This is a genomic window from Rhizobium sp. BR 249, assembly GCF_047445895.1.
Taxonomy (GTDB): domain Bacteria; phylum Pseudomonadota; class Alphaproteobacteria; order Rhizobiales; family Rhizobiaceae; genus Rhizobium.
This window is the reverse complement of sequence record NZ_JARWKX010000015.1, coordinates 1-18,956: the sequence shown is the minus strand read 5'-3', so window position 1 is coordinate 18,956 and position 18,956 is coordinate 1. Positions and strand designations below refer to the sequence as shown.

Genomic DNA, 18,956 nt, shown 5'->3' with positions numbered 1-18,956 from the left:
TAGAAAAGGGGAGTGAAGATGCGCGATCTTGCAAATTTCAAGGGCTGCCCGGCGCCGAAGCCGGTCACGCTGAAAGGCCGTTTCGTCACGGTCGAACCCTATCGGCGCGCGGAACATCTAGAGGCGCTGTGGGACGGGCTGGGCGGCATGGGGATCAACCCGCTCCTTCTTTATTTCGCGCAGGACGATTTCTCCGGCATCGAGGATTTCGCCAACTGGCTGGAAAACGTCTATACCAAGTCCGGCTGGCTCACCCATATCTTCCGTGACAACGCCACCGGCAAGATTGTCGGCATGGCGAATTACATGCGCGCCGATCCGGCAAACGGCGTCATCGAAATCGGCGGGGTGGCGCATGGTCCCGACATGAAGCGCTCGCCGCTTTCCACCGAAGCGCACTACCTGATGGCCAAGCACGTCTTCGAGGATCTCGGCTACCGTCGCTACGAATGGAAATGCGACAACAAGAACGAGGCGAGCAAGACGACGGCTCTGCGCTACGGCTTCAGCTTCGAGGGCGTCTTCCGCCAGCACATGATCTCCAAGCACCGCAACCGCGACACCGCCTGGTTCTCGATGATCGACAATGAATGGCCGCTGATCAACGAGGCCTTCGAAGCATGGCTGTCGCCCGGGAATTTCGACGATGCCGGCAGCCAGATCCGCCGTCTGGAGGATATCCGCGCCGATTTGGAAAAGGAGCGGCTCATATGAGCCCGGAAAGCCGCTCGCAGGCAGTTGCCGCCGCCATCATCCTGCTCGGCGCCGGCCTCGTTTTCTATTTCCTGCCGACCATTGTTCTGTGGATCGGCAATTTCTCGCCGACGCTCGGGATACTCGTCGGCATCTGCCTGATCATGGCGTTTTTCGCGGTCTTCTGGCTGCGGGCGCGCTATCAGCGGGGCAGGGGAAAATAGCCTAACCTTGCAGCGAGGCACCGAGCAGCAGGGCGCCCATCAGGATGACGAGCACGGCGCCGAGGATTTCGATGGCGTTGCCGACCCAGACCGAGGCCGTCGAGCCGCGTCCTGAGAGGCGCACGGCCGCACCCTTGGCGGTGACGGCAAGCGTCGCGAGCAGCGATACGGTGATCGCCGTGCCGAGCGACATGGCGGCGACCGAAAGCACGCCGCCGAGATAAAGGCCGTTCAGCAGCGAGAAGGTCATCACCAGCAGCGCGCCGGAGCAGGGGCGGAGGCCGACGGCGACGATTGCCGACCATGCCTCGCGGGCGCTGAACCTGTCGCCGCCGAGCAGCGCCGGATCGGGCACATGGGCGTTGCCGCAGGTTTCGCAGACCATGCCGGGAACGAAGGTATGGCCGGCTTCCACGGCCTGAGCCTTGCCGTTGAAGGCATAGGCCTGGCGCTCAGTCGCATTGTCCTTCCAGTCGAGCATCATGCTGACCGGACCGGCCGGCGTTGCCATCAGGCGGCGGCGCGGCAGATTGCCTATCATCGAGCGCAGTTTGCGAAAGAGCAGCCAGCCGCCGAAGAGGATGACCATGACGAAGCTGGCGATCTCCATCGCATGGGTCGCGGCCGTCAGCGTGATGCCGGTGCCGCGCAGCACCAGCCAGGCGCCGCCGACCAGCGCCACTGCCACCACGCCCTGGACGAAGGCCGAGATGAAGGAGATCACCACGCCGCGCTTCAGCTCGACCTCGTTGGCGATCATATAGGAGGAAATCACCGCCTTGCCGTGGCCCGGGCCGGCGGCATGGAAGACGCCATAGGCGAAGGAAAGGCCGATCAGCGAGGCAAGCTGCCAGGGATCTTCACGCATCGCCTTCAAGGCGCCGGTCAGCGCGCGGTAGAAGGCCTGCTGCTCGTAGTTCACATAGAGCAGCAGCGGGGCGAGCGGACCGCCGGTCGGCTGGAAGCTCGGCTCCGCCGTGCCGATGCCGAGCGGCGATTGCGCATGGGCGAGGCTTGCCGCCGTCAGGAGCATGAGGCCCGTCGCGGAAAGGATCAGGGGCAGGCGTTTCGTTAGCATGTGACCTCCAGCCGGGTGGCGAAGAGTTTGGACATGTTGGTGCCGGTGGGATCGTTGAAGAAGGCGTCCGTCAGCGACTGCTTGTTTTGCGAGATCACCTGGTCGGCATCCGGCCGCACCACTTGATGCTTGCAGGCCTTGAAGCCATCGCCGACCATTGAAAGTTCGTTGTCTGTCGGAAAATCGATCGAGGTATAGAGCGTCGGGTCGTAGACGCCGAAGGTCAGCCTGCCCTTGAGCGGCATCTTCTCGACCGGCTTGACCGCGAAGAACATCAGCAGCTGGCCGTCCTTGTAGTCGACATGGATGATGTCAGGCTTCTGGACGGTGATGTTCTTTCCGTTGATCGTCAGGTTCATGTAGTAGTCATAATCGGCAAGCGACTGCTTCACCGTCTTTCCGACCTCGGCGAGTTCGTTCGGCTCCAGCTTCAGATCGGTGTTCTTGTCGAAATCCATGACGACGGAGGAGGAGAAGACCTCGTCGAAGCGCCAGACATTGCGCAGTTCCTCGACGCTGCCGTCCTTGCCGGCCACGACTTCGAGACGCGCCTCGACGAAAATGTGCGGATGTGCAAAGGCGGCGGCCGGCGCGAGGGAAAGAAGCGCGGCCATCAGTATCGTCGAATGTTTCATCTATTCCGCTGCCGTTTCGGTGCCCGTGACTTCTCGCCAGAAAATGGGACGGAATTGGGACCGGATTCCGCCGCTCCCGCAAGCGCCGCCCTAAGGATGCTTCTTGAACCAGTTGTGCAGGTAATCGACGAAGATCCTCACCTTGGCCGGCAGGTAGCGCCGGTGCGGATAGACGGCATAGATGCCGCGATCGGTCGGGATGTAGTCGTTGAACAGCGTCACCAGCTCGCCGCTCTCGATCGACTTGCGCGCGATGAAATCCGGAACGAGGGCGATGCCGATGCCGGCGAGCGCTGCGCGTAATGTCGCATGCGGGCTGTTGACCTCCATCGGCCCGGAAACGGCGACCGCGAAAGTCGTGTTATCGGGATTGTAGAAACGGATGCTCGCCTGGGTGCGGGAATTTGTGTCGACGATGAAGGGGACGTTGGAAATATCGCTGGGATGCTCGAGATCGGGATGGCGCTCGAGGAATTCGGGCGTGGCGCAGATGTGAACGCGGAAATCGGAGATCTTGCGGGCGATCATGCCGGAATCCTCGAGCTTGGTGATGCGGATCGCCACGTCGAAGCCCTCCTCGATCAGATCGACGAAGCGATCGTCGGCCGCGATCTCCAGCGAAAGGTCGGGGTTCTCCCTGGCAAAATCGATCAGCGACTGGCCGACGTCGGCATCGACGAAGGTGCGCGGCACCGAGACGCGAAGGCGCCCTTTCAGCTGTGCATTGTTCTCGCGCACGAGATCGGCGAGATTGTCGATTTCCTTCAGGATATCGGAAGCGGTGCGGTAATAGGTATGGCCGGCCTCCGTCATGGAGAACTGCCGGGTGGTGCGGTTGAGCAGCAAGGCGCCGAGCTCATCTTCCAATTCGCGCACATATTTGGAAAGCAGTGCCTTCGAGCGGCCGGTGCGGCGCGCCGCGGCGGAAAAGCCCTCAGCCTCGACGACATCGATGAAGGCGCGTATGCGGGTCAAGGTGTCCATGAAATCCTCACGGCTGTTTTGGAATGTTGAACAAATCGGGCCGTTTTGTTCAATTATTTTTTTGACCCCAAGATCAAAAAAACGCTTGATTATGAAGGCGAATATTCTTATTTCCCACTCAGCCCAAAGTCGCACGTGCCCATGGGTGTCCGCCGAACCCTCGAATTGGTGAGGAAATCGGTAAGGTACCTGGAATTAACCCCTCCAGTCGCTATTCCGGCCAACCGGAAAATGCGAGGACGCCTGAAGCAACGACGGTGCGGGCCTTTTTGTTCTCTCCCTGCTTTCCATCAGCGGGGGTTACTGAAGAGGCACACCATCATTGCCGGAAGTGCGGTTGGGATTCTCCCTCCAATCCATGGCAGACAAAGCCGAACTTACACCGCGTCCGCGGCGTTGGTTCACTATCCGCGCATCGAGCGCTTGCTATGGTTCCGGGGTCTCCACCGGCTGGTTCCAAGGCGAGTTCTCGTATGCCCTTTGTCCTCCGGTTGACGCCGGAGCTCTGGAACTGGAAGAGGGAACTGATATGACCACCCAGCGCATCCGCGACTTTCTCGCAACCCGACGTCCCGACGGTCCCTGCCTCGTGGTCGACCTCGATGTCATCAGAGATAATTTCCACGCCTTCCGTCACGCCATGCCGGACAGCGCCATCTACTACGCCGTCAAGGCCAACCCGGCTCCGGAAGTGCTGAAGCTGCTCGCGGGCCTCGGCTCCAATTTCGATTGCGCATCCGTTGCCGAAATCGAAATGGCGCTCGAAGCCGGTGCGACCGCTGCCCGCATTTCCTACGGCAACACGATCAAGAAGGAGCGTGATGTCGCTCGCGCGCATGCGCTCGGCGTCAGCCTCTTTGCAGTCGACAGCCACGAGGAAGTCGAGAAGATCTCGCGCGCCGCTCCCGGCGCCCGCGTCTTCTGCCGCGTGCTCACCGATGGCGAGGGCGCCGAATGGCCGCTGTCGCGCAAGTTCGGCTGCGTTCCGCAGATGGCCGTCGACGTTCTCGTCTACGCTCATCAGCTCGGCCTGCAGTCCTACGGCGTCTCGTTCCATGTCGGTTCGCAGATGACCAAGGTCGATGCCTGGGATTCGGCGCTCGCCGATGCCAAGCGCGTCTTCGTATCGCTTGCCAAGCAGGGCATCCACCTGCAGATGGTCAACATGGGCGGCGGCTTCCCGACCAAGTACCTGCGCGACGTTCCGTCCGCGGAAGCTTACGGCAAGTCGATCTACCAGGCGCTGCGCACGCATTTCGGCAACCAGATCCCGCAGACGATCATCGAGCCGGGCCGCGGCATGGTCGGCAATGCCGGCGTCATCAAGGCTGAGGTCGTGCTGATCTCGAAGAAGTCGGACAATGACGATGCGCGCTGGGTTTTCCTCGATATCGGCAAGTTCGGCGGTCTCGCCGAGACGATGGACGAAGCCATCCGCTATCCGATCCGCACGGAGCATGACGGCGATGAGATGGAGCCCTGCGTCATTGCCGGCCCGACCTGCGATTCGGCCGACGTGCTCTACGAGAAGAACCTCTATCCGCTGCCGATCTCCCTTTCGATCGGCGACGAGGTTCTGATCGAGGGCACCGGCGCCTATACGACGACCTATTCGGCAGTCGCTTTCAACGGTTTCGAACCGCTGAAGGCCTACGTCATCTAAGGTCGTTTCCGCCGGCCCCGTAACCAGCCGGGGCGGCAACTTCACAATTTTCCTTCATCGCCGCTGATAACGGTATTGGGTACGGGAGGCCAAGATGGCCGCTGTTCTTGATTCTGTCCGCGCATTCTTTGCGCCCACCACCTTCACCATCGATGCCGAAAATCCTTCGGACGTCGTTGCCCGCGAAAACCTGCTCGACCGTGTCATGGGTCCGGGCCGCCGGAAGAAGTCGTCCGAGAAGATCCGCCGCAACCGCGTTCCGGCCGAGGGTCTTGCGCTCGTTGCGCGTGATCGCGACGGCCATCTCATCGGCTCGGTGCGGCTCTGGAACATCGAGGCCGGCGTCAATGCGGAGGGCACGCCGATCAACGCGCTGCTGCTCGGCCCGCTCGCCGTCGATTCCCGTCACGGCGGCAAGGGCATCGGCTCTGCGCTGATGCGGGCGGCGATCCTCGAAGCGAAGAACCGCGGACATGGCGCCGTCCTGCTCGTCGGCGATGCAGCCTATTACGAGCGTTTCGGGTTCTTTGCCGAAAAGGCTCGTCACCTTGTCATGCCGGGTCCGTTCGAACGCTCGCGCTTTCTCGCGCTCGAGCTCACGGAAGGTTGGCTTGACGGCGCGGCCGGCATGATCGTCCCTTCGGGGCGCATGCTGGCCAGCGCGCCGGTTCGCCGCGCAGCTTGATGCTGCGCGCCTGCCGGGCGGGCGGGAAATCTTTCCCCCGGCCGGCAATATCCGCGCCGCTGATCATGCAGGCAGGCGGGCCTGCCGTGGTTGCGGCGCGGATTGCCATCCATGCCAAAGCGTGAGCCGTGATCGGCTCACCAGCAGACACAATCGCGTGAAAAGTGCTGCCGGCACGCGCGCATATCGCGGCGATATCCTATCTTGCGCCGCATGATCCGCCTTATCCCATGTCTCTTTTTCCTGTGCCTGTCGCTTGTTGCAACAGGCCCGGCGGCAGCCCAGAGTACGGCGTCCGCCGCCGGGCTTGGTCCGCGCCTCGACCAGGCGGCGAGCGATCCGGCGCTGCGGCCGCTCAAGACGGTGATCGTGGCCCGTGACGGACGCGTGCTTGCCGAACGCGGCTTCCGGGGTCATTCCCCGTCGGAATCGACCAATATCAAATCCGCTTCGAAATCGATCATTTCGGCGCTGGTCGGCATCGCGATCGGCAAAGGACTGCTGGATGGGCCGGACCAGAAGATCGCACCGATCCTGAAGGCCGATCTTCCCTCATCGCCCGATCCCCGCCTCAACGACATCACCATCGGCAACCTCCTCTCGATGCAGACAGGGCTCGGCCGCATGTCGGGGGCGAACTACGGCCGCTGGGTCTCCTCGCGTAACTGGGTGCGCTTTGCGCTCTCGCAGCCCTTCGTCGATCGGCCCGGCGGGGAGATGCTCTATTCCACCGCGTCCACGCATCTGCTTTCGGCCATTCTGACCAAGGTCAGCGGCCGGTCGACCCTGGCGCTCGCCCGCGAATGGCTCGGCCCGGTCGAGGGTTTCCGCATCGGCGCATGGGAGCGCGACCCGCAGGGGATCTATCTCGGCGGCAACCAGATGGCGATGAGCGCCCGCTCCCTGCTTGCCTTCGGCGAGCTCTATCGCAATGGCGGGCGCGCGGCGGACGGAGTGCAGGTGGTGCCTGCCGACTGGATCGTGCAATCGTGGCAACACCGCACCAATTCACGCTTCTCCGGCGACGAATATGGCTATGGCTGGTTCACGCGTGAGATCGGCGGCGAGCGGGTGCATTTCGCCTGGGGTTATGGCGGGCAGATGCTCTACATCGTGCCGTCGCTCGATCTGACTGTCGTCATGACCTCGGAAGAGAGTGGCCCCTCGGCCCGAAACGGCTATCGGGACCTGCTGCACGGTCTGCTGGCTGATATCATCGGCACGGTGCGGGCCGCTTGATTCCAGCGCCGCGCCGTTTCAGACGCGCAAAATCCGGCGATCGTTCAATTTTTAACGAAGGCTCCAATCAAACCGCAAAATGCTTGCTGTAGGTTCCGCAACCAGAACCTCGGAAAGCCCCATGCTGCTGGATCTCAGGACGATCTATTTCATTGTTGCCGTGAGCTGCTTCGTGCTGGGCATTCTCCAGCTTGCAGCCTATGCAACCGGCCGCTTCGAGAGGTGGCCGCTTTGGTGGGGCTTGAGCAACCTCTTCGTCGGCGTCGGCTCCTTCCTCGTCGCGCTGCGCAATTTCGTTCCCTACGCGGTTTCGGTCGACGGCGGTAACGTCGTCACCATTGCCGGCTATATGCTGATGTTTTTTGCCGTGCGCATCTTTTCAGGACGGGTTCTCGATCAGCGCATTTTCTGGCTTGCCATCTTTCTCGTCAGCGTTCCCGTCCTGCTGATCGTCAGCGATCCCTCGGCGGTCTCGGCAAGGCTTCTTTACGTCTCCGTCATCTGCTGCTTCTGCGATCTTGCGGTCGCAAGGGAGGCGATGAGCATCGTCCGCCGCGAGAAGCTCTATTCAGCCGGTCTGCTCGTCGGCCTCTATGCCTGCACCGCCATGATCTTTGCGGTCCGCAGCATTCTCGCGGCGACCGGCGAAATCGGCGGTCCGGATCCCTTCGGCGGCAGTGCGGTTCATAACTGGATGGCGGTGTCGGCGGTCGCTTTCATAATGCTGCGCAGTATGGCCATGGTGCTGATGGCGGCCGAGCGCAGCCGAAATCAGCTGACGGAACTCGCTCATCACGATCCGCTGACCGGCGCGCTCAATCGGGGCGGTCTTGCCCAGCACGTGCCCGCTTTCGCTTCTCAGCCGATATCGCTGCTGATCATCGACATCGACCATTTCAAGCAGCTGAACGACAGGCATGGCCACGCTGCCGGCGACGAGATCCTGCGGCTCTTCGCCGACGTTTCGAGAGGCATCGTGCGCTCAGGCGATCTGCTCGCCCGGCAAGGCGGGGACGAATTCCTGGCGGTGCTGAAAAATGTCTCCCGGGAAGATGCGATGGCGATTGCCGAGCGCCTCCGTCTCGACTTCGCCGCCGCCGTCATGCAGCGGCCGGATCTCGCCGTCTTCCCGACGCTGAGCATCGGGGTCGCCGCACGGGAAAGCGGCGGAGAGTTCGAACGGCTCGTGCACAAGGCCGATGAGGCGCTTTATCGCTCGAAGCGCGAAGGGCGCAACCGGGTTGAAGCTTTCGGAGAAAATCAGCAGGCTGCCTAAGGGCCGTATTTATCGGCGAAGCCTCAGGGGCCGCCGTTGATGTATTTGGACGTCGTAGAAAAGCCTCACTTGAAATCGCATTTGCGCAGGGCGAACGCATCGCGTCGCATACTGAACCTAACTATTTGCTCATAGAGAATTTTGATGTCGGTAATTCGCAAGCTCCTATTCGGGCTGGCCGCAGCTTTGGTCGTTATGATTGTTGTCGGTGCCGGTTGGCTTTGGCAGGTCGCCGGCGTTTATGGGTTCAACACGATATTGCGCCGTGGCGGAACCTACTGGATCACCGTGAAGCCTGACGATGAGCGGCTGTCGGCCTCGATGCAACTGGCGCTGAAGAGCCCAGTCCCGGCCGCGCAGCCGGGGGCGCTGGTCTGGCAAGAACCTGAGGTTGGCTTCGAGGTGGCGGAGCTGCCGGTGCTTGCCGATGGTCGCGAAGTCGATCGCATTTTCCTCAGCAGGATCGATCCCACGCGCTTCCGCTTCGTCGTCCACAATGCGCACAGGGGTGATAGGGGCATTGACGAATGGGAGCATGCCTTGCCCCAGGCCGTGCTGATCGTCAACGGCAGCTACTACGACATGCATGGCCGGCCCGACACGCCCTTCATCAGTGAGGGTGTAGCAATGGGTCCCCAGCAGTATGATGCGAAGGCCGGCGCCTTTGTCGCGGACGCTGCCTCCGCCGACATCCGTGACCTGACCCATCAAGATTGGGGAAGCGCCTTTGCCGGGGCGACCAATGCGATGGTTTCTTATCCGCTCCTTATCGGCGACGATGGTCAGACTCATGTGAATGTGAAAAGCCGCTGGCTGGCCAATCGAACCTTTGTCGCTAGGGATGGCTCAGGTCGCATCGTGATCGGCACGACGAAGGAGGCGTTCTTTTCTCTCGATCGGTTGGCGGAATTTCTCAAGGCGTCGCCGCTGGATCTCAAGGTAGCCCTTAACCTCGACGGCGGACCCCTTGCGCACCGCAGCGTCCGGCTGAACGGGTATAGCCAGAAATTTCATGCGCGATGGGAGGCGCAGGTCGAGGATGACAACGTCAAATTGCTACGTTGGCCGCTTCCAGAGGCCACTTGGGCCATGCCGATGGTTTTGACGGTCGAGCGGAGATAGTTTGAGGTCGAAGCCGCAAGTCTAATACTTGTCGTCTCCGCCGACATTCGAGCTCCGTCGTCACATCGCAATCGATCATCGATCGGAGGATTGGCTCTAAATATTCTGATCCATCGTCTCGGCCGGGATCTCATCGCCGCGGTGGATGCGCACGACAGTGGCCGGAACGCCGGCGACCGTGCAATGTTCGGGAACCGGCTTCAGCACGACACTGCCGGCGGCGATTTTGCTGAAGGCGCCGATTTCGATATTGCCGAGGATCTTGGCGCCGGCGCCGATCATGACGCCGTGGCGGATCTTCGGATGACGGTCGCCCGTTTCTTTGCCCGTGCCGCCGAGCGTGACGTTCTGCAGGATCGATACTTCGTCCTCGATCACAGCCGTTTCGCCGATGACGATGCCCGAGCCATGGTCGAGCATGATGGAAGCGCCGATCCGTGCTGCCGGATGGATATCCGGACCGAAGACCAGCGAGGCGAGATTGGCGAGCCAGGTGGCAATCTCCGGGCGGCCGGCGCTCCAGAGCGCATGGGCGATGCGATGCGTCTGCAGCGCATGAAAGCCTTTGAGATTTAGGAGCGCGTGCAGAAATGTCGTGCAGGCCGGGTCGCGCTCGCGCACGGCGGCGAGATCGGCCTCGACTTTCCGCATGATATCGTCATCAAGCGTGGACAGGATGAGATCGAACAGATCGCCCGTTTCAACCTGGGCCGCCGAGAGCCGCGCGGCCAGCACGCGGGCAAGGATCTCATGGCTGCCGGCCGCGTCCGTCACCTGCTCGGCAAGCAGCCGCTGCAATATCGGCTCGCGCGCCGCAAGCTCGCCCGCCTCGGCGCGGATCACGGCCCAGACGGATACGCCGCCCAAGGACTGCGGCTGTTGCTCGGCCAGACCGAGGCCGGTCGATTTCGGCATTGACGTTTCCTTTGTCAGTCACCGCCCAGCGGTCGCTGCGTGGGTTTATGTTTCGCCCGGCCAAGGCATTTGGCAAGCCCGATCTTCTAGCCGGACGGTTTCAGGCTGAGCGTCGGTTCGGGAAGGCGGCGCCAATGATAGAGCACGTCGGGCTCTCTTTCCTCGTTGCCGGCGCCGGGCGTTACGAGCTCGGGTTCCGTCAAGGCGCCATCCATTGCTGACAACGCGGCCTCAAGCCGAAATGTCGACGACACCGCAATCGCCGGCTTCCGAGGCGAAGGCAAGCAGCTTGCCGTCCCTGCTCCAGCTCATCGCGGTGATCGCGCCCTTGCCGGGGCGGCGCAGCAGCGCTTCCTTGTTGTCGGCAACGCGCACGGCGAGGATCATGCCGTCGATGAAGCCGATGGCGAGGATATCCTCCAGCGGATGGAACTTCACCGAGGTCGCCATGATGTTGGCGCGGGTGCCGAGCTCCAACGGCGCCTTGCCCATCGGGCCGTCCTTGCCCTGGAACGGCCAGACGATGGCAGCCGGCGCGCCCGAGGAGGCGAGCCATTTGCCCTTGACCGACCAGGAGAGGGATTTCACCTTGGAGGGATAGCCGGTCATGCGCATATGCCGGGCTTCCGCGCCGGGTTTGCTGTCGAGCTTCCAGCCATGCAGGGCGTTTTCCTGCATAGAGGTGACGAGGAAATTGCCATCGGGCGAGAAGGTGACGGCCGTATGCGCGCCCTTCCATTCGAGATCGACCGGTTTGGCGCTCATGCCGACCCAATGCAGCGACACGCCGTTGTAACGGGCAGCCGCGATGCGCAGACCCTTCGGCGCGAAGGCAAGGCCTTCGACGGTGCGCTCCTCCGGAAATTCCTTAGTCGTGCCGTCGGCAAGGCGCACGAGCGAACTCTTGCCGTAGGAATAGGCGATGGCGCCCTGCGGTCCGGCCGCGACCTGCGAGATCCATTTGCGCGGCGCACTCGCCAGTTCGCTGACGCTGCCGTCGGCTGTAATGCGCAGGACCTTGCCGTCTTCGCCGCCCGAGATCAGGCTTTCGCTGTAGGGATCGCGGATCGCGGTGAGCATGCCCTGATGGGCTTCTGAAACCCTCTCGCCGCCGTCCAGCCGGTGAAACGTGCCGTTGGCGCTTGCGAAGAAGGGAACATCACCTAAAAATTCGACGGCCAGAACGTGGCCGTCGAGATCAAGCGGTGCAACTGTCGGCATCAGGCGGCTGCCTCGCAGGCCTTGAAGGAAGACTCGAGCTTTTCACGGTCGAGATCGCGGCCGATGAAGACGAGACGGCTTTCATGCTTCTCGCCGTCCTTCCATGGACGCTGGTGATCGCCCTCGATGATCATGTGCACGCCCTGGACGACGTAACGCTGGGGGTCGTCCTTGAAGGCGATGATGCCCTTGAGGCGAAGAATGTTCGGGCCCTGCACCTGGGTAACTTTCTGAATCCACGGAAAGAAGCGCTCCGGGTTCATCTCGCCGCCGCGCAGCGACACCGACTGCACCGTCACGTCATGGATCGCCGACATCGCGCCATGATGATGGTCGTGTCCATGATGATCGTGATCATGGCCATGATGGTGGTGGTCGTGATCATGATCGTGGTGATGATGATCGCAATCCGGGCCGCAGACGTGGTCGTCATGGCCGTGTTCCAGGAAATGCGGATCGTTTTCGAGCGCGCGCTCCAGGTTGAAGGCGCCCTGATCGAGCACGCGGGCGAGATCGACGCCGGAGCGGCTGGTTTTGTAGACGCGGGCGGCCGGGTTGATGGCGCGGACGATGTCTTCGATCACGTCCAGTTCGTCCGGGGTTACGAGGTCGCTCTTGTTGATGACGACGACGTCGGCGAAGGCGATCTGGTCTTCGGCCTCGCGGCTGTCCTTCAGGCGCAGCGGCAGGTGCTTGGCGTCGACGAGGGCGATGACGGCGTCGAGCTCGGTCTTGGCGCGCACGTCGTCGTCCATGAAGAAAGTCTGAGCGACCGGCACGGGATCGGCAAGGCCCGTGGTCTCGACGATGATGCCGTCGAAACGGCCGGGGCGGCGCATCAGGCCTTCGACGACGCGGATCAGGTCGCCGCGCACCGTGCAACAGACGCAGCCGTTGTTCATCTCGTAGATCTCCTCGTCGGACTCGACGATCAGATCGTTGTCGATGCCGATTTCGCCGAACTCGTTGACGATGACCGCATATTTCTTACCGTGGTTTTCGGAGAGGATGCGGTTGAGCAGCGTCGTCTTGCCGGCGCCGAGATAACCGGTGAGCACGGTGACGGGAATGGGCTTCTGTGTGGAGATCGCGTCGGTCATGAGAACCTCTAGGATTAGGCGTGCGGCCGAACGGCTGGGGATCGGCTGCTTGAACGGTTGGTCTCATATAATGGCATGGGCACGGCAGTTCAAAGGATTTTATATGTTATAAGATCACGTCGCCGCCCGATACAGATGATCCCTCCTCAACGGAGCGCGCTGACGTCGAAGGCACCGACATCCTCCAGCAATTCCACCAGTCCCTTCACCGCATGCGCAATCAGCGCCTCGCCCTTTTCAGCCGTTGCGGCCGCGGCATTGCCTGCGACGCCCGATCCATTGAGATCGGACATTTGCCAACCGAAGGCGTGCGGACCGTAGGCGCGCAGGTGCTTGAAGCGAGCGGCGAATTCCGTCTGCCGCGAGGGAAAATCCTTTGCCTTCGCCATATCGACCTTATCAGGATGAAGCGCCAGCATCACCGAGGTCTCGATATCGCCGCCATGGATGCCGATCGCCTTTTCTTCCGGCGCGATCACGCCATCGGGCAACCCGAAGCGGCTCCAGCTCGTCGCCACCGCCAGCATGGCAAAGCGGACCCGCGCCTCGGTCGCGACGATCGTCATCAGAGGCGAATTGCCGCCATGGGCGTTCAGCATCACGAATTTGCGGGTTCCCTGCTTCGCGAGCCCTTCGGCGACGGCGAGCCAGCGGTTGACCGCTTCGTCGAAGGCGAGCGTCTTCGTTCCTTCAACATCCATATGCTCTATGGAGTAGCCGACCGATTCGGCGGGCAGGAAGGTGACGGGCAGGCCGGCGGGCAGGGCCGCCTTCAATCGCCCGGCGATGCCTTCGGCAATCAGAGTGTCGGTCTCGAAGGGCAGGTGAGGGCCGTGCTGCTCGTGAGCGCCGAGCGGCAGCACGGCGATCGGGTGACGCCGGTGAGGGGCCGGGTCGCGGCCCTCGAAGCGGGGCGAAGGCGTCATCATCCTGTGGTTGCCTCTTGTTTATGACGAGATCCTGGGCAATGTCATATCGCAGCGGCGCCAGGGCTTAAAGATCAAAGGGATGGCTATGGGAAAGAAGCACAAGGACGGCAAGAAGAACAAGTCCAAGAAGAAGGACCAGACCGAGTATACGCTCGTCGACCTTTCTCCGGCGCTGACCCAGGCGGCTCGTTCCATGCGCACGGTGCTTTCGCGCAACCTGCTCGAAAGCGGGCTTTATGCCGGCCAGGACGGCGTCATCCTCTCGCTTGCCGAAAGCGACGGCATGACGGCCGGCGGCCTCGCCCAGAAGCTCGGCGTCAAGGCGCCGACGATGACGCGCACCATCGGCCGCATGGAGGCGCAGGGCTTCCTCGAGCGCAAGCCCGATGCCGAGGATGCGCGCCTCACCAAGGTCTATCTCACCGAACTTGGCCGTGACAGCGTGGAGGCGATCGAGATGGCGGCTTCCGCCTGCGACAGGCTGGCGACGCTGGAATTTTCCGAAAAGGAAATCCGCAATCTCGTCCGGCTGCTAAAGGCGATCGATGCCAATCTGCAGGCCGAAGCCCTTCATATCGAAGAACCGGACGAAGACTGAAATTTCTCCTGAAAGACGAATTGCTTCCGCCGATTAAATCTTTTAATTAAACATTTTAAGGGGTCGCGCCGGTTTGCCGGTGCGGTCTTGCTGTCTTGCGTGCTGCCTGGAGGAGGACACGTGGCCCAGAAGATCAAGCTTTCGACAATCGCCGAAACGCTCGGCATTTCAACGGCGACCGTATCGCTCGCCTTACGCGACAGTCCGCTCGTTGCCGGCAATACGCGGGAGAAAATCAAGGAGCAGGCGCGCGCGCTCGGCTATATCTACAATCGCCGCGCCGCCAGCCTTCGGACCTCGCGCTCCGGCATCATCGGCGTCGTCGTGCACGACATCATGAACCCCTTCTACGGCGAGATCCTGAAAGCGATCGAAAGCGAGCTCGATCGCAGCCGCCACACCTTCATCCTGTCCAACCATTACGACAACGTCGAGAAGCAGCGCACCTTCATCGAGACGCTTCTGCAGCTCGGCGGCGACGGCGTCATCATGTCGCCGGCGATCGGTACGCCGCCTGAGGACGTGCAACTGGCGGAAGAAAACGGCATGCCGGCGATCCTGGTCGCCCGCTCGATGGAAGGGCAGGACCTGCCGACCTATCGCGGCGACGACAGCTACGGCATTTCGCTTGCCACCAACCACCTGATCGGCCTCGGCCATCGCTCGATCGCCATGATCGGCGGCACGGACCAGACATCCACCGGCCGCGACCGTTACCAGGGTTATGTCAATGCGCTGCGCAAGGCCGGCATCGAGGTTGATCCGAACCTGCGCATTCCCGGCCCGCGCTCGAAACAGGGCGGTTTCGAGGCCGCGGTGCATTTCCTCTCGCTGCCGCAGAAGCCGACGGCGGCGGTCTGCTGGAACGATCTCGTCGCGATCGGGTTGATGAACGGTATTGCGCGCGCCGGCCTGGTGCCGGGCCGAGACATTTCCGTCACCGGTTATGACGATCTCGAGGAAGCTTCGATCGCCACGCCGGCGCTGACGACCGTCTGGAACGGCCAGACCGAGGTCGGCCGCCTGGCTGCCCGGGCGCTGCTCGATCGCCTTGCCGGCAGCCACGAGCCCGACGGCATGCATCTCATCAAGCCGGAAATGCGCATTCGCCAGTCCACCAGTCCCCATCGCCCCCGCGACTGAACCCAGACCGTCACCCAAGAGGAAAAGCCATGTCCCGCATCGCCATTCTCGTTCCCGGGAAGATACACGATCGTGTTCTCGAAAGGCTGAAGGATCGTTTTGAGATTGTCACCGTCCCACGCGGGGAAAGGCTTGCTCTCGACGGCGAGACCGCCGGCCGCATCCGCGGCGTCGCGGTCTCCGGCGCTTTTCCCGGCGCCTGGATGGACCAGCTGCCGAACGTCGAGGTGATCGCCAGCTTCGGCGTCGGTTATGACGGCATGGATGTGAAGCGTGCCGCCGAAAAGGGCATCATCGTCACCAATACGCCTGATGTTCTGAACGACGAGGTCGCCGACACGACGATCGGCCTGCTCTTGAACACGATCCGCGAGTTGCCGCGGGCCGAAGCCTGGCTGCGTGACGGCAATTGGAAGCCCGGCACGGCCTACCCGCTGTCACGCTTCTCGCTCAAGGGCCGCCATGTCGGGCTCTACGGCCTCGGCCGCATCGGGCTCGAAATCGCCAAGCGGCTGGAGCCGTTCAAGGTGAAGATCAGCTACCACACCCGATCGCACCATGCGGACGTATCCTACGACTATTACCCGACACTGAAGGGACTGGCGGAAGCGGTGGATACGCTGATCGCCATCGTTCCGAAGACGCCGCAGACGCATAAGACGATCAATGCCGATATTCTGGCCGCCCTCGGTTCGGACGGTATTCTCGTCAATGTCGGCCGTGGCTGGACGGTGGACGAGGAGGCGCTCGGCGCTGCGCTGGCATCCGGCGCGCTCGGGGCAGCGGGTCTCGACGTCTTTTACGAGGAGCCGATCGTGCCGGCCGATTTGCTTGCGGCCGAGAATGCCGTGCTGCTGCCGCATGTCGCCTCGGCGTCGGTGCCGACGCGCAATGCCATGGCGGATCTCGTCGCCGACAATCTGATCGCCTGGTTCGAGAAGGGGTCGGCGCTGACGCCGGTGCCGGAGACGCCGCAGAAGGCTTAGAGCGCTACGCGTCCTTTCGGCCGCACGAAGGATGCGCTAGGCGGTCGCCTGCGCCGAAACCGTCGGCAGCTTGCCGGCGGCATAGGTGCGAACGGCATCGCCGAAGGCGGCGAAGAGCTGGTTCGAGGGCTTGTCGGTTTCGGCCCAGTATTCCGGATGCCATTGCACGCCGACGGCAAAGGCCTTGGCATCGACGACGGAGACCGCTTCGACCGTGCCGTCTTCGGCGATGGCTTCCACCTGCAGGCGGGGCGCCGTCCTGGCGATCGCCTGGCGATGGAGCGAATTCACGCGGACTTCACCCGGGCCGAGAATGCCTGCAATGCAGGAGCCCTCCTTGATGTGGACAGTCTGGCGAATGGCGTACATGCCGTCGCGGTCGACGCCGTCCGGCCGGCGGTGATCCCACATGCCGGGCTGTTCCTGTATCTCGCTTGCGAGCGAACCGCCGAGAGCGACGTTCAGTTCCTGGATGCCGCGGCAAATGGCAAGCAGAGGGATGGCGCGCTCGATGGCGCGGCGGATGAGCGGCAGGCTGGTGGCGTCGCGGGCGGGGTCGAAGGGGCCATCCCTTTCGGTGGCCTCGGCGCCGTAGAGGGAGGGATGCACGTTGCTGGCCGAGCCGGAAACCAGAAGGCCGTCGACGCGGTCGAGGATCGCGTCGGTGTCGTAACCTTCCTCGAAGGCTGGAATGATGAAGGCCGTGACGCCGGCCGCATTCAACGCGGCACGGAGATATTGATGCTGCACGGCATGCCAGGTGGCGCCGTCGAAGCTGCGGATATCGGCGGGGATGGCAACGATCGGTTTCGTCATGTTCGGCCCGGTGAAAGCTTTCTGTTTGCCGTTTTGCCGTCAGAACGGCCGGCAAGTCAACGCTTGGCCGTATCCGATGGCCAAATTGCGGCGGAAGCGGTTTGGGCGCCCGCCCGATCTGCCGCTAAGCTGCTGATTTTGATTGATGTGCTCGGCTTGTCTTATTGTCGTCTTGATGCCAAAGGCTAATAGACTAAAGCTTGAATCGCGGCCTTCGCCATGCTTAGCTCTGCCCTCGCTGCGGGTAGGGGTGAAGATCACCGCGCAGTGCCATCTATATGGGAGGTTTTTGATGGATCGTCGTTCGTTTTTCAAGAAGGCGGGGACCGCCGGCGCCGGAGCGGTTGCCGCAACGGCATTGGCAGCGCCTGCGATCGCGCAGGAGAATCCGAAGATCGCATGGCGCATGACGTCGTCGTTTCCGAAGAGCCTGGACACGATCTATGGCGGCGCCGAGGACATATCGAAACATGTCGCCGCCGCTACCGACGGCAATTTCACGATCCAGCCTTTTGCAGCCGGTGAAATCGTGCCCGGCCTGCAGGCCGTCGACGCGGTGGCCGCCGGCACGGTCGAGGCAGCGCACACCACTTCCTATTATTTCGTCGGCAAGGACCCGGCCTATGCCTTCGGAACGGCCATTCCCTTCGGACTGAACAGCCGCCTGACCAATGCCTGGTTCTTCGAGGGCAATGGCAACAAGCTGATGAACGAGTTCTACGCCACCCAGGGCATGTATGCCCTGCCGGCGGGCAATACCGGGGCGCAGATGGGCGGCTGGTTCCGTAAGGAAATCAACACGCTCGACGATCTGAAGGGCGTCAAGATGCGCATCGCCGGCCTTGCCGGACGCATCATGGAGAAGGTCGGCGTCGTCCCGCAGCAGATCGCCGGCGGCGACATCTATCCGGCGCTCGAAAAGGGCACGATCGATGCGGCTGAATTCGTCGGCCCCTATGACGACCTGAAGCTCGGCTTCCATAAGGTGGCGAAATACTACTATTACCCGGGCTGGTGGGAAGGTGGCCCGACGGTGCACGCCTTCTTCAATCTCGAAAAATGGAGCAACCTGCCGAAGCACTATCAGGCAGCGCTCACCGACGCCTGCGCCTTCGCCAACACCAACATGCTGGCGAAATACGACATGAAGAACCCGACGGCGCTGAAGCAGCTGGTTGCCGAAGGCGCGACTCTGCGTCCGTTCAGCCAGGAGATCATGGAAGCCTGCTTCCAGGCGGCGACCGGCATCTACGGCGAAATCTCCGCCACGAACCAGTATTTCAAGAAGATCTACGAGGACCAGACCGCCTTCAAGCGGGATGCGTATCTCTGGATGCAGCTTTCGGAATACACCTTCGATACGTTCATGATGATCCAGCAGCGGGCCGGCAAGCTCTAAGCTTTTCGCCAGCGTTCAATTTCGGCTGATGAAAAACCCCCGGATTTTGAACTGACCCCGTAAAGTTGGACGGTTTATTGGCTGGGATTATTTAAGGGCTGAGTCCTGTATTGAACAGGGCTCAGCCCTTTGAGTTTTAGCCTGATGCGATCGTTGTTGTAATACCGAATATAGTCCTCGACGCCATCACGGAGGCTTTCGATGCTGTCGAAGTGGTTAGGATGGAAGAACTCGGATTTGAGGGTGGCGA

General features: G+C 62.1%; 20 protein-coding genes and 1 pseudogene. 11 read left to right on the top strand and 10 right to left on the bottom strand.

The window, feature by feature from the left end; genetic code table 11:
• The first annotated feature begins 18 nt into the window (after positions 1–18).
• Both QD408_RS15370 and QD408_RS15365 read left to right on the top strand, forming a co-directional pair.
• A complete protein-coding gene (locus tag QD408_RS15370) occupies positions 19–714 on the top strand; it encodes a GNAT family N-acetyltransferase (protein WP_414139909.1) in 696 nt (231 codons plus the stop codon).
• A complete protein-coding gene (locus QD408_RS15365; protein WP_088681667.1) occupies positions 711–917 on the top strand; it encodes a hypothetical protein in 207 nt (68 codons plus the stop codon). Before QD408_RS15370 ends, QD408_RS15365 begins: the two co-directional genes overlap by 4 nt.
• A gap of 1 nt (position 918) precedes the next feature.
• Here the strand turns inward: QD408_RS15365 and QD408_RS15360 are convergent, their stop codons facing one another.
• The 3 genes from QD408_RS15360 to QD408_RS15350 form a co-directional block, all read right to left on the bottom strand.
• A complete protein-coding gene (locus QD408_RS15360) occupies positions 919–1,995 on the bottom strand; it encodes a nickel/cobalt transporter (RefSeq protein WP_414139908.1) in 1,077 nt (358 codons plus the stop codon).
• Positions 1,989–2,630: a DUF1007 family protein gene (locus QD408_RS15355; RefSeq protein ID WP_414139907.1), complete on the bottom strand. Its 642-nt coding sequence runs from the start codon at positions 2,628–2,630 to the stop codon at positions 1,989–1,991. The genes QD408_RS15360 and QD408_RS15355 overlap by 7 nt, the downstream gene beginning before the upstream one ends.
• 90 nt (positions 2,631–2,720) lie before the next feature.
• Positions 2,721–3,614 (bottom strand): LysR family transcriptional regulator, encoded by an 894-nt coding sequence (locus tag QD408_RS15350; RefSeq protein WP_414139906.1) that lies wholly within the window; start codon positions 3,612–3,614, stop codon positions 2,721–2,723.
• 529 nt (positions 3,615–4,143) lie between these two features.
• Between QD408_RS15350 and odc2 the strand changes: the two genes are divergently transcribed.
• From odc2 to QD408_RS15325, 5 genes are all read left to right on the top strand, one after another.
• The gene (odc2, locus tag QD408_RS15345) at positions 4,144–5,277 is read left to right on the top strand and encodes an ornithine/lysine decarboxylase (RefSeq protein WP_088681671.1); all 1,134 of its coding nucleotides are present in this window, start codon (positions 4,144–4,146) and stop codon (positions 5,275–5,277) included.
• 94 nt (positions 5,278–5,371) lie between these two features.
• Entirely contained in the window at positions 5,372–5,962 is a 591-nt protein-coding gene (locus QD408_RS15340; RefSeq protein WP_414139905.1) for a GNAT family N-acetyltransferase, read from the top strand.
• A gap of 213 nt (positions 5,963–6,175) precedes the next feature.
• The gene (locus tag QD408_RS15335; protein WP_414139989.1) at positions 6,176–7,201 is read left to right on the top strand and encodes a serine hydrolase domain-containing protein; all 1,026 of its coding nucleotides are present in this window, start codon (positions 6,176–6,178) and stop codon (positions 7,199–7,201) included.
• 121 nt (positions 7,202–7,322) lie between these two features.
• Entirely contained in the window at positions 7,323–8,477 is a 1,155-nt protein-coding gene (locus QD408_RS15330; RefSeq protein WP_414139904.1) for a GGDEF domain-containing protein, read from the top strand.
• Between the two features lie 144 nt (positions 8,478–8,621).
• A complete protein-coding gene (locus tag QD408_RS15325) occupies positions 8,622–9,599 on the top strand; it encodes a phosphodiester glycosidase family protein (RefSeq protein WP_414139903.1) in 978 nt (325 codons plus the stop codon).
• A gap of 96 nt (positions 9,600–9,695) precedes the next feature.
• On the opposite strand, the gene cysE is transcribed toward QD408_RS15325, so the two are convergent.
• The 5 genes and pseudogenes from cysE to QD408_RS15300 form a co-directional block, all read right to left on the bottom strand.
• On the bottom strand, positions 9,696–10,514 hold the full coding sequence (cysE, locus tag QD408_RS15320) for a serine O-acetyltransferase (protein ID WP_414139902.1): 819 nt from the start codon (positions 10,512–10,514) through the stop codon (positions 9,696–9,698).
• 86 nt (positions 10,515–10,600) lie between these two features.
• Positions 10,601–10,696 (bottom strand): annotated as a pseudogene (locus tag QD408_RS15315) (GNAT family N-acetyltransferase); the annotation flags it as partial.
• Positions 10,697–10,745: 49 nt separating this feature from the next.
• The gene (locus QD408_RS15310; RefSeq protein WP_414139901.1) at positions 10,746–11,735 is read right to left on the bottom strand and encodes a WD40 repeat domain-containing protein; all 990 of its coding nucleotides are present in this window, start codon (positions 11,733–11,735) and stop codon (positions 10,746–10,748) included.
• Positions 11,735–12,835 carry a CobW family GTP-binding protein gene (locus tag QD408_RS15305; protein WP_088681678.1) on the bottom strand — a complete coding sequence of 367 codons (1,101 nt, stop codon included), beginning with the start codon at positions 12,833–12,835 and terminating at the stop codon, positions 11,735–11,737. Before QD408_RS15305 ends, QD408_RS15310 begins: the two co-directional genes overlap by 1 nt.
• Positions 12,836–12,981: 146 nt before the next feature.
• Entirely contained in the window at positions 12,982–13,764 is a 783-nt protein-coding gene (locus tag QD408_RS15300; RefSeq protein WP_414139900.1) for a creatininase family protein, read from the bottom strand.
• Between the two features lie 85 nt (positions 13,765–13,849).
• Between QD408_RS15300 and QD408_RS15295 the strand changes: the two genes are divergently transcribed.
• The 3 genes from QD408_RS15295 (at position 13,850) to QD408_RS15285 (ending at position 16,491) form a co-directional block, all read left to right on the top strand.
• Entirely contained in the window at positions 13,850–14,362 is a 513-nt protein-coding gene (locus QD408_RS15295; protein ID WP_414139988.1) for a MarR family winged helix-turn-helix transcriptional regulator, read from the top strand.
• Positions 14,363–14,482: 120 nt separating this feature from the next.
• Positions 14,483–15,505, top strand: coding sequence for a LacI family DNA-binding transcriptional regulator (locus QD408_RS15290; protein ID WP_088681681.1), 1,023 nt, complete (start codon positions 14,483–14,485; stop codon positions 15,503–15,505).
• A 29-nt stretch (positions 15,506–15,534) separates the two neighbouring features.
• A complete protein-coding gene (locus QD408_RS15285; RefSeq protein WP_414139899.1) occupies positions 15,535–16,491 on the top strand; it encodes a 2-hydroxyacid dehydrogenase in 957 nt (318 codons plus the stop codon).
• A 36-nt stretch (positions 16,492–16,527) separates the two neighbouring features.
• On the opposite strand, the gene QD408_RS15280 is transcribed toward QD408_RS15285, so the two are convergent.
• Positions 16,528–17,307 carry a gamma-glutamyl-gamma-aminobutyrate hydrolase family protein gene (locus QD408_RS15280; protein WP_088681683.1) on the bottom strand — a complete coding sequence of 260 codons (780 nt, stop codon included), beginning with the start codon at positions 17,305–17,307 and terminating at the stop codon, positions 16,528–16,530.
• 292 nt (positions 17,308–17,599) lie between these two features.
• Between QD408_RS15280 and QD408_RS15275 the strand changes: the two genes are divergently transcribed.
• The gene (locus tag QD408_RS15275) at positions 17,600–18,706 is read left to right on the top strand and encodes a TRAP transporter substrate-binding protein (protein ID WP_088681684.1); all 1,107 of its coding nucleotides are present in this window, start codon (positions 17,600–17,602) and stop codon (positions 18,704–18,706) included.
• A gap of 74 nt (positions 18,707–18,780) precedes the next feature.
• On the opposite strand, the gene QD408_RS15270 is transcribed toward QD408_RS15275, so the two are convergent.
• The coding region (locus QD408_RS15270; protein WP_414139987.1) for an IS3 family transposase at positions 18,781–18,956 on the bottom strand (176 nt) is incomplete at its 5' end.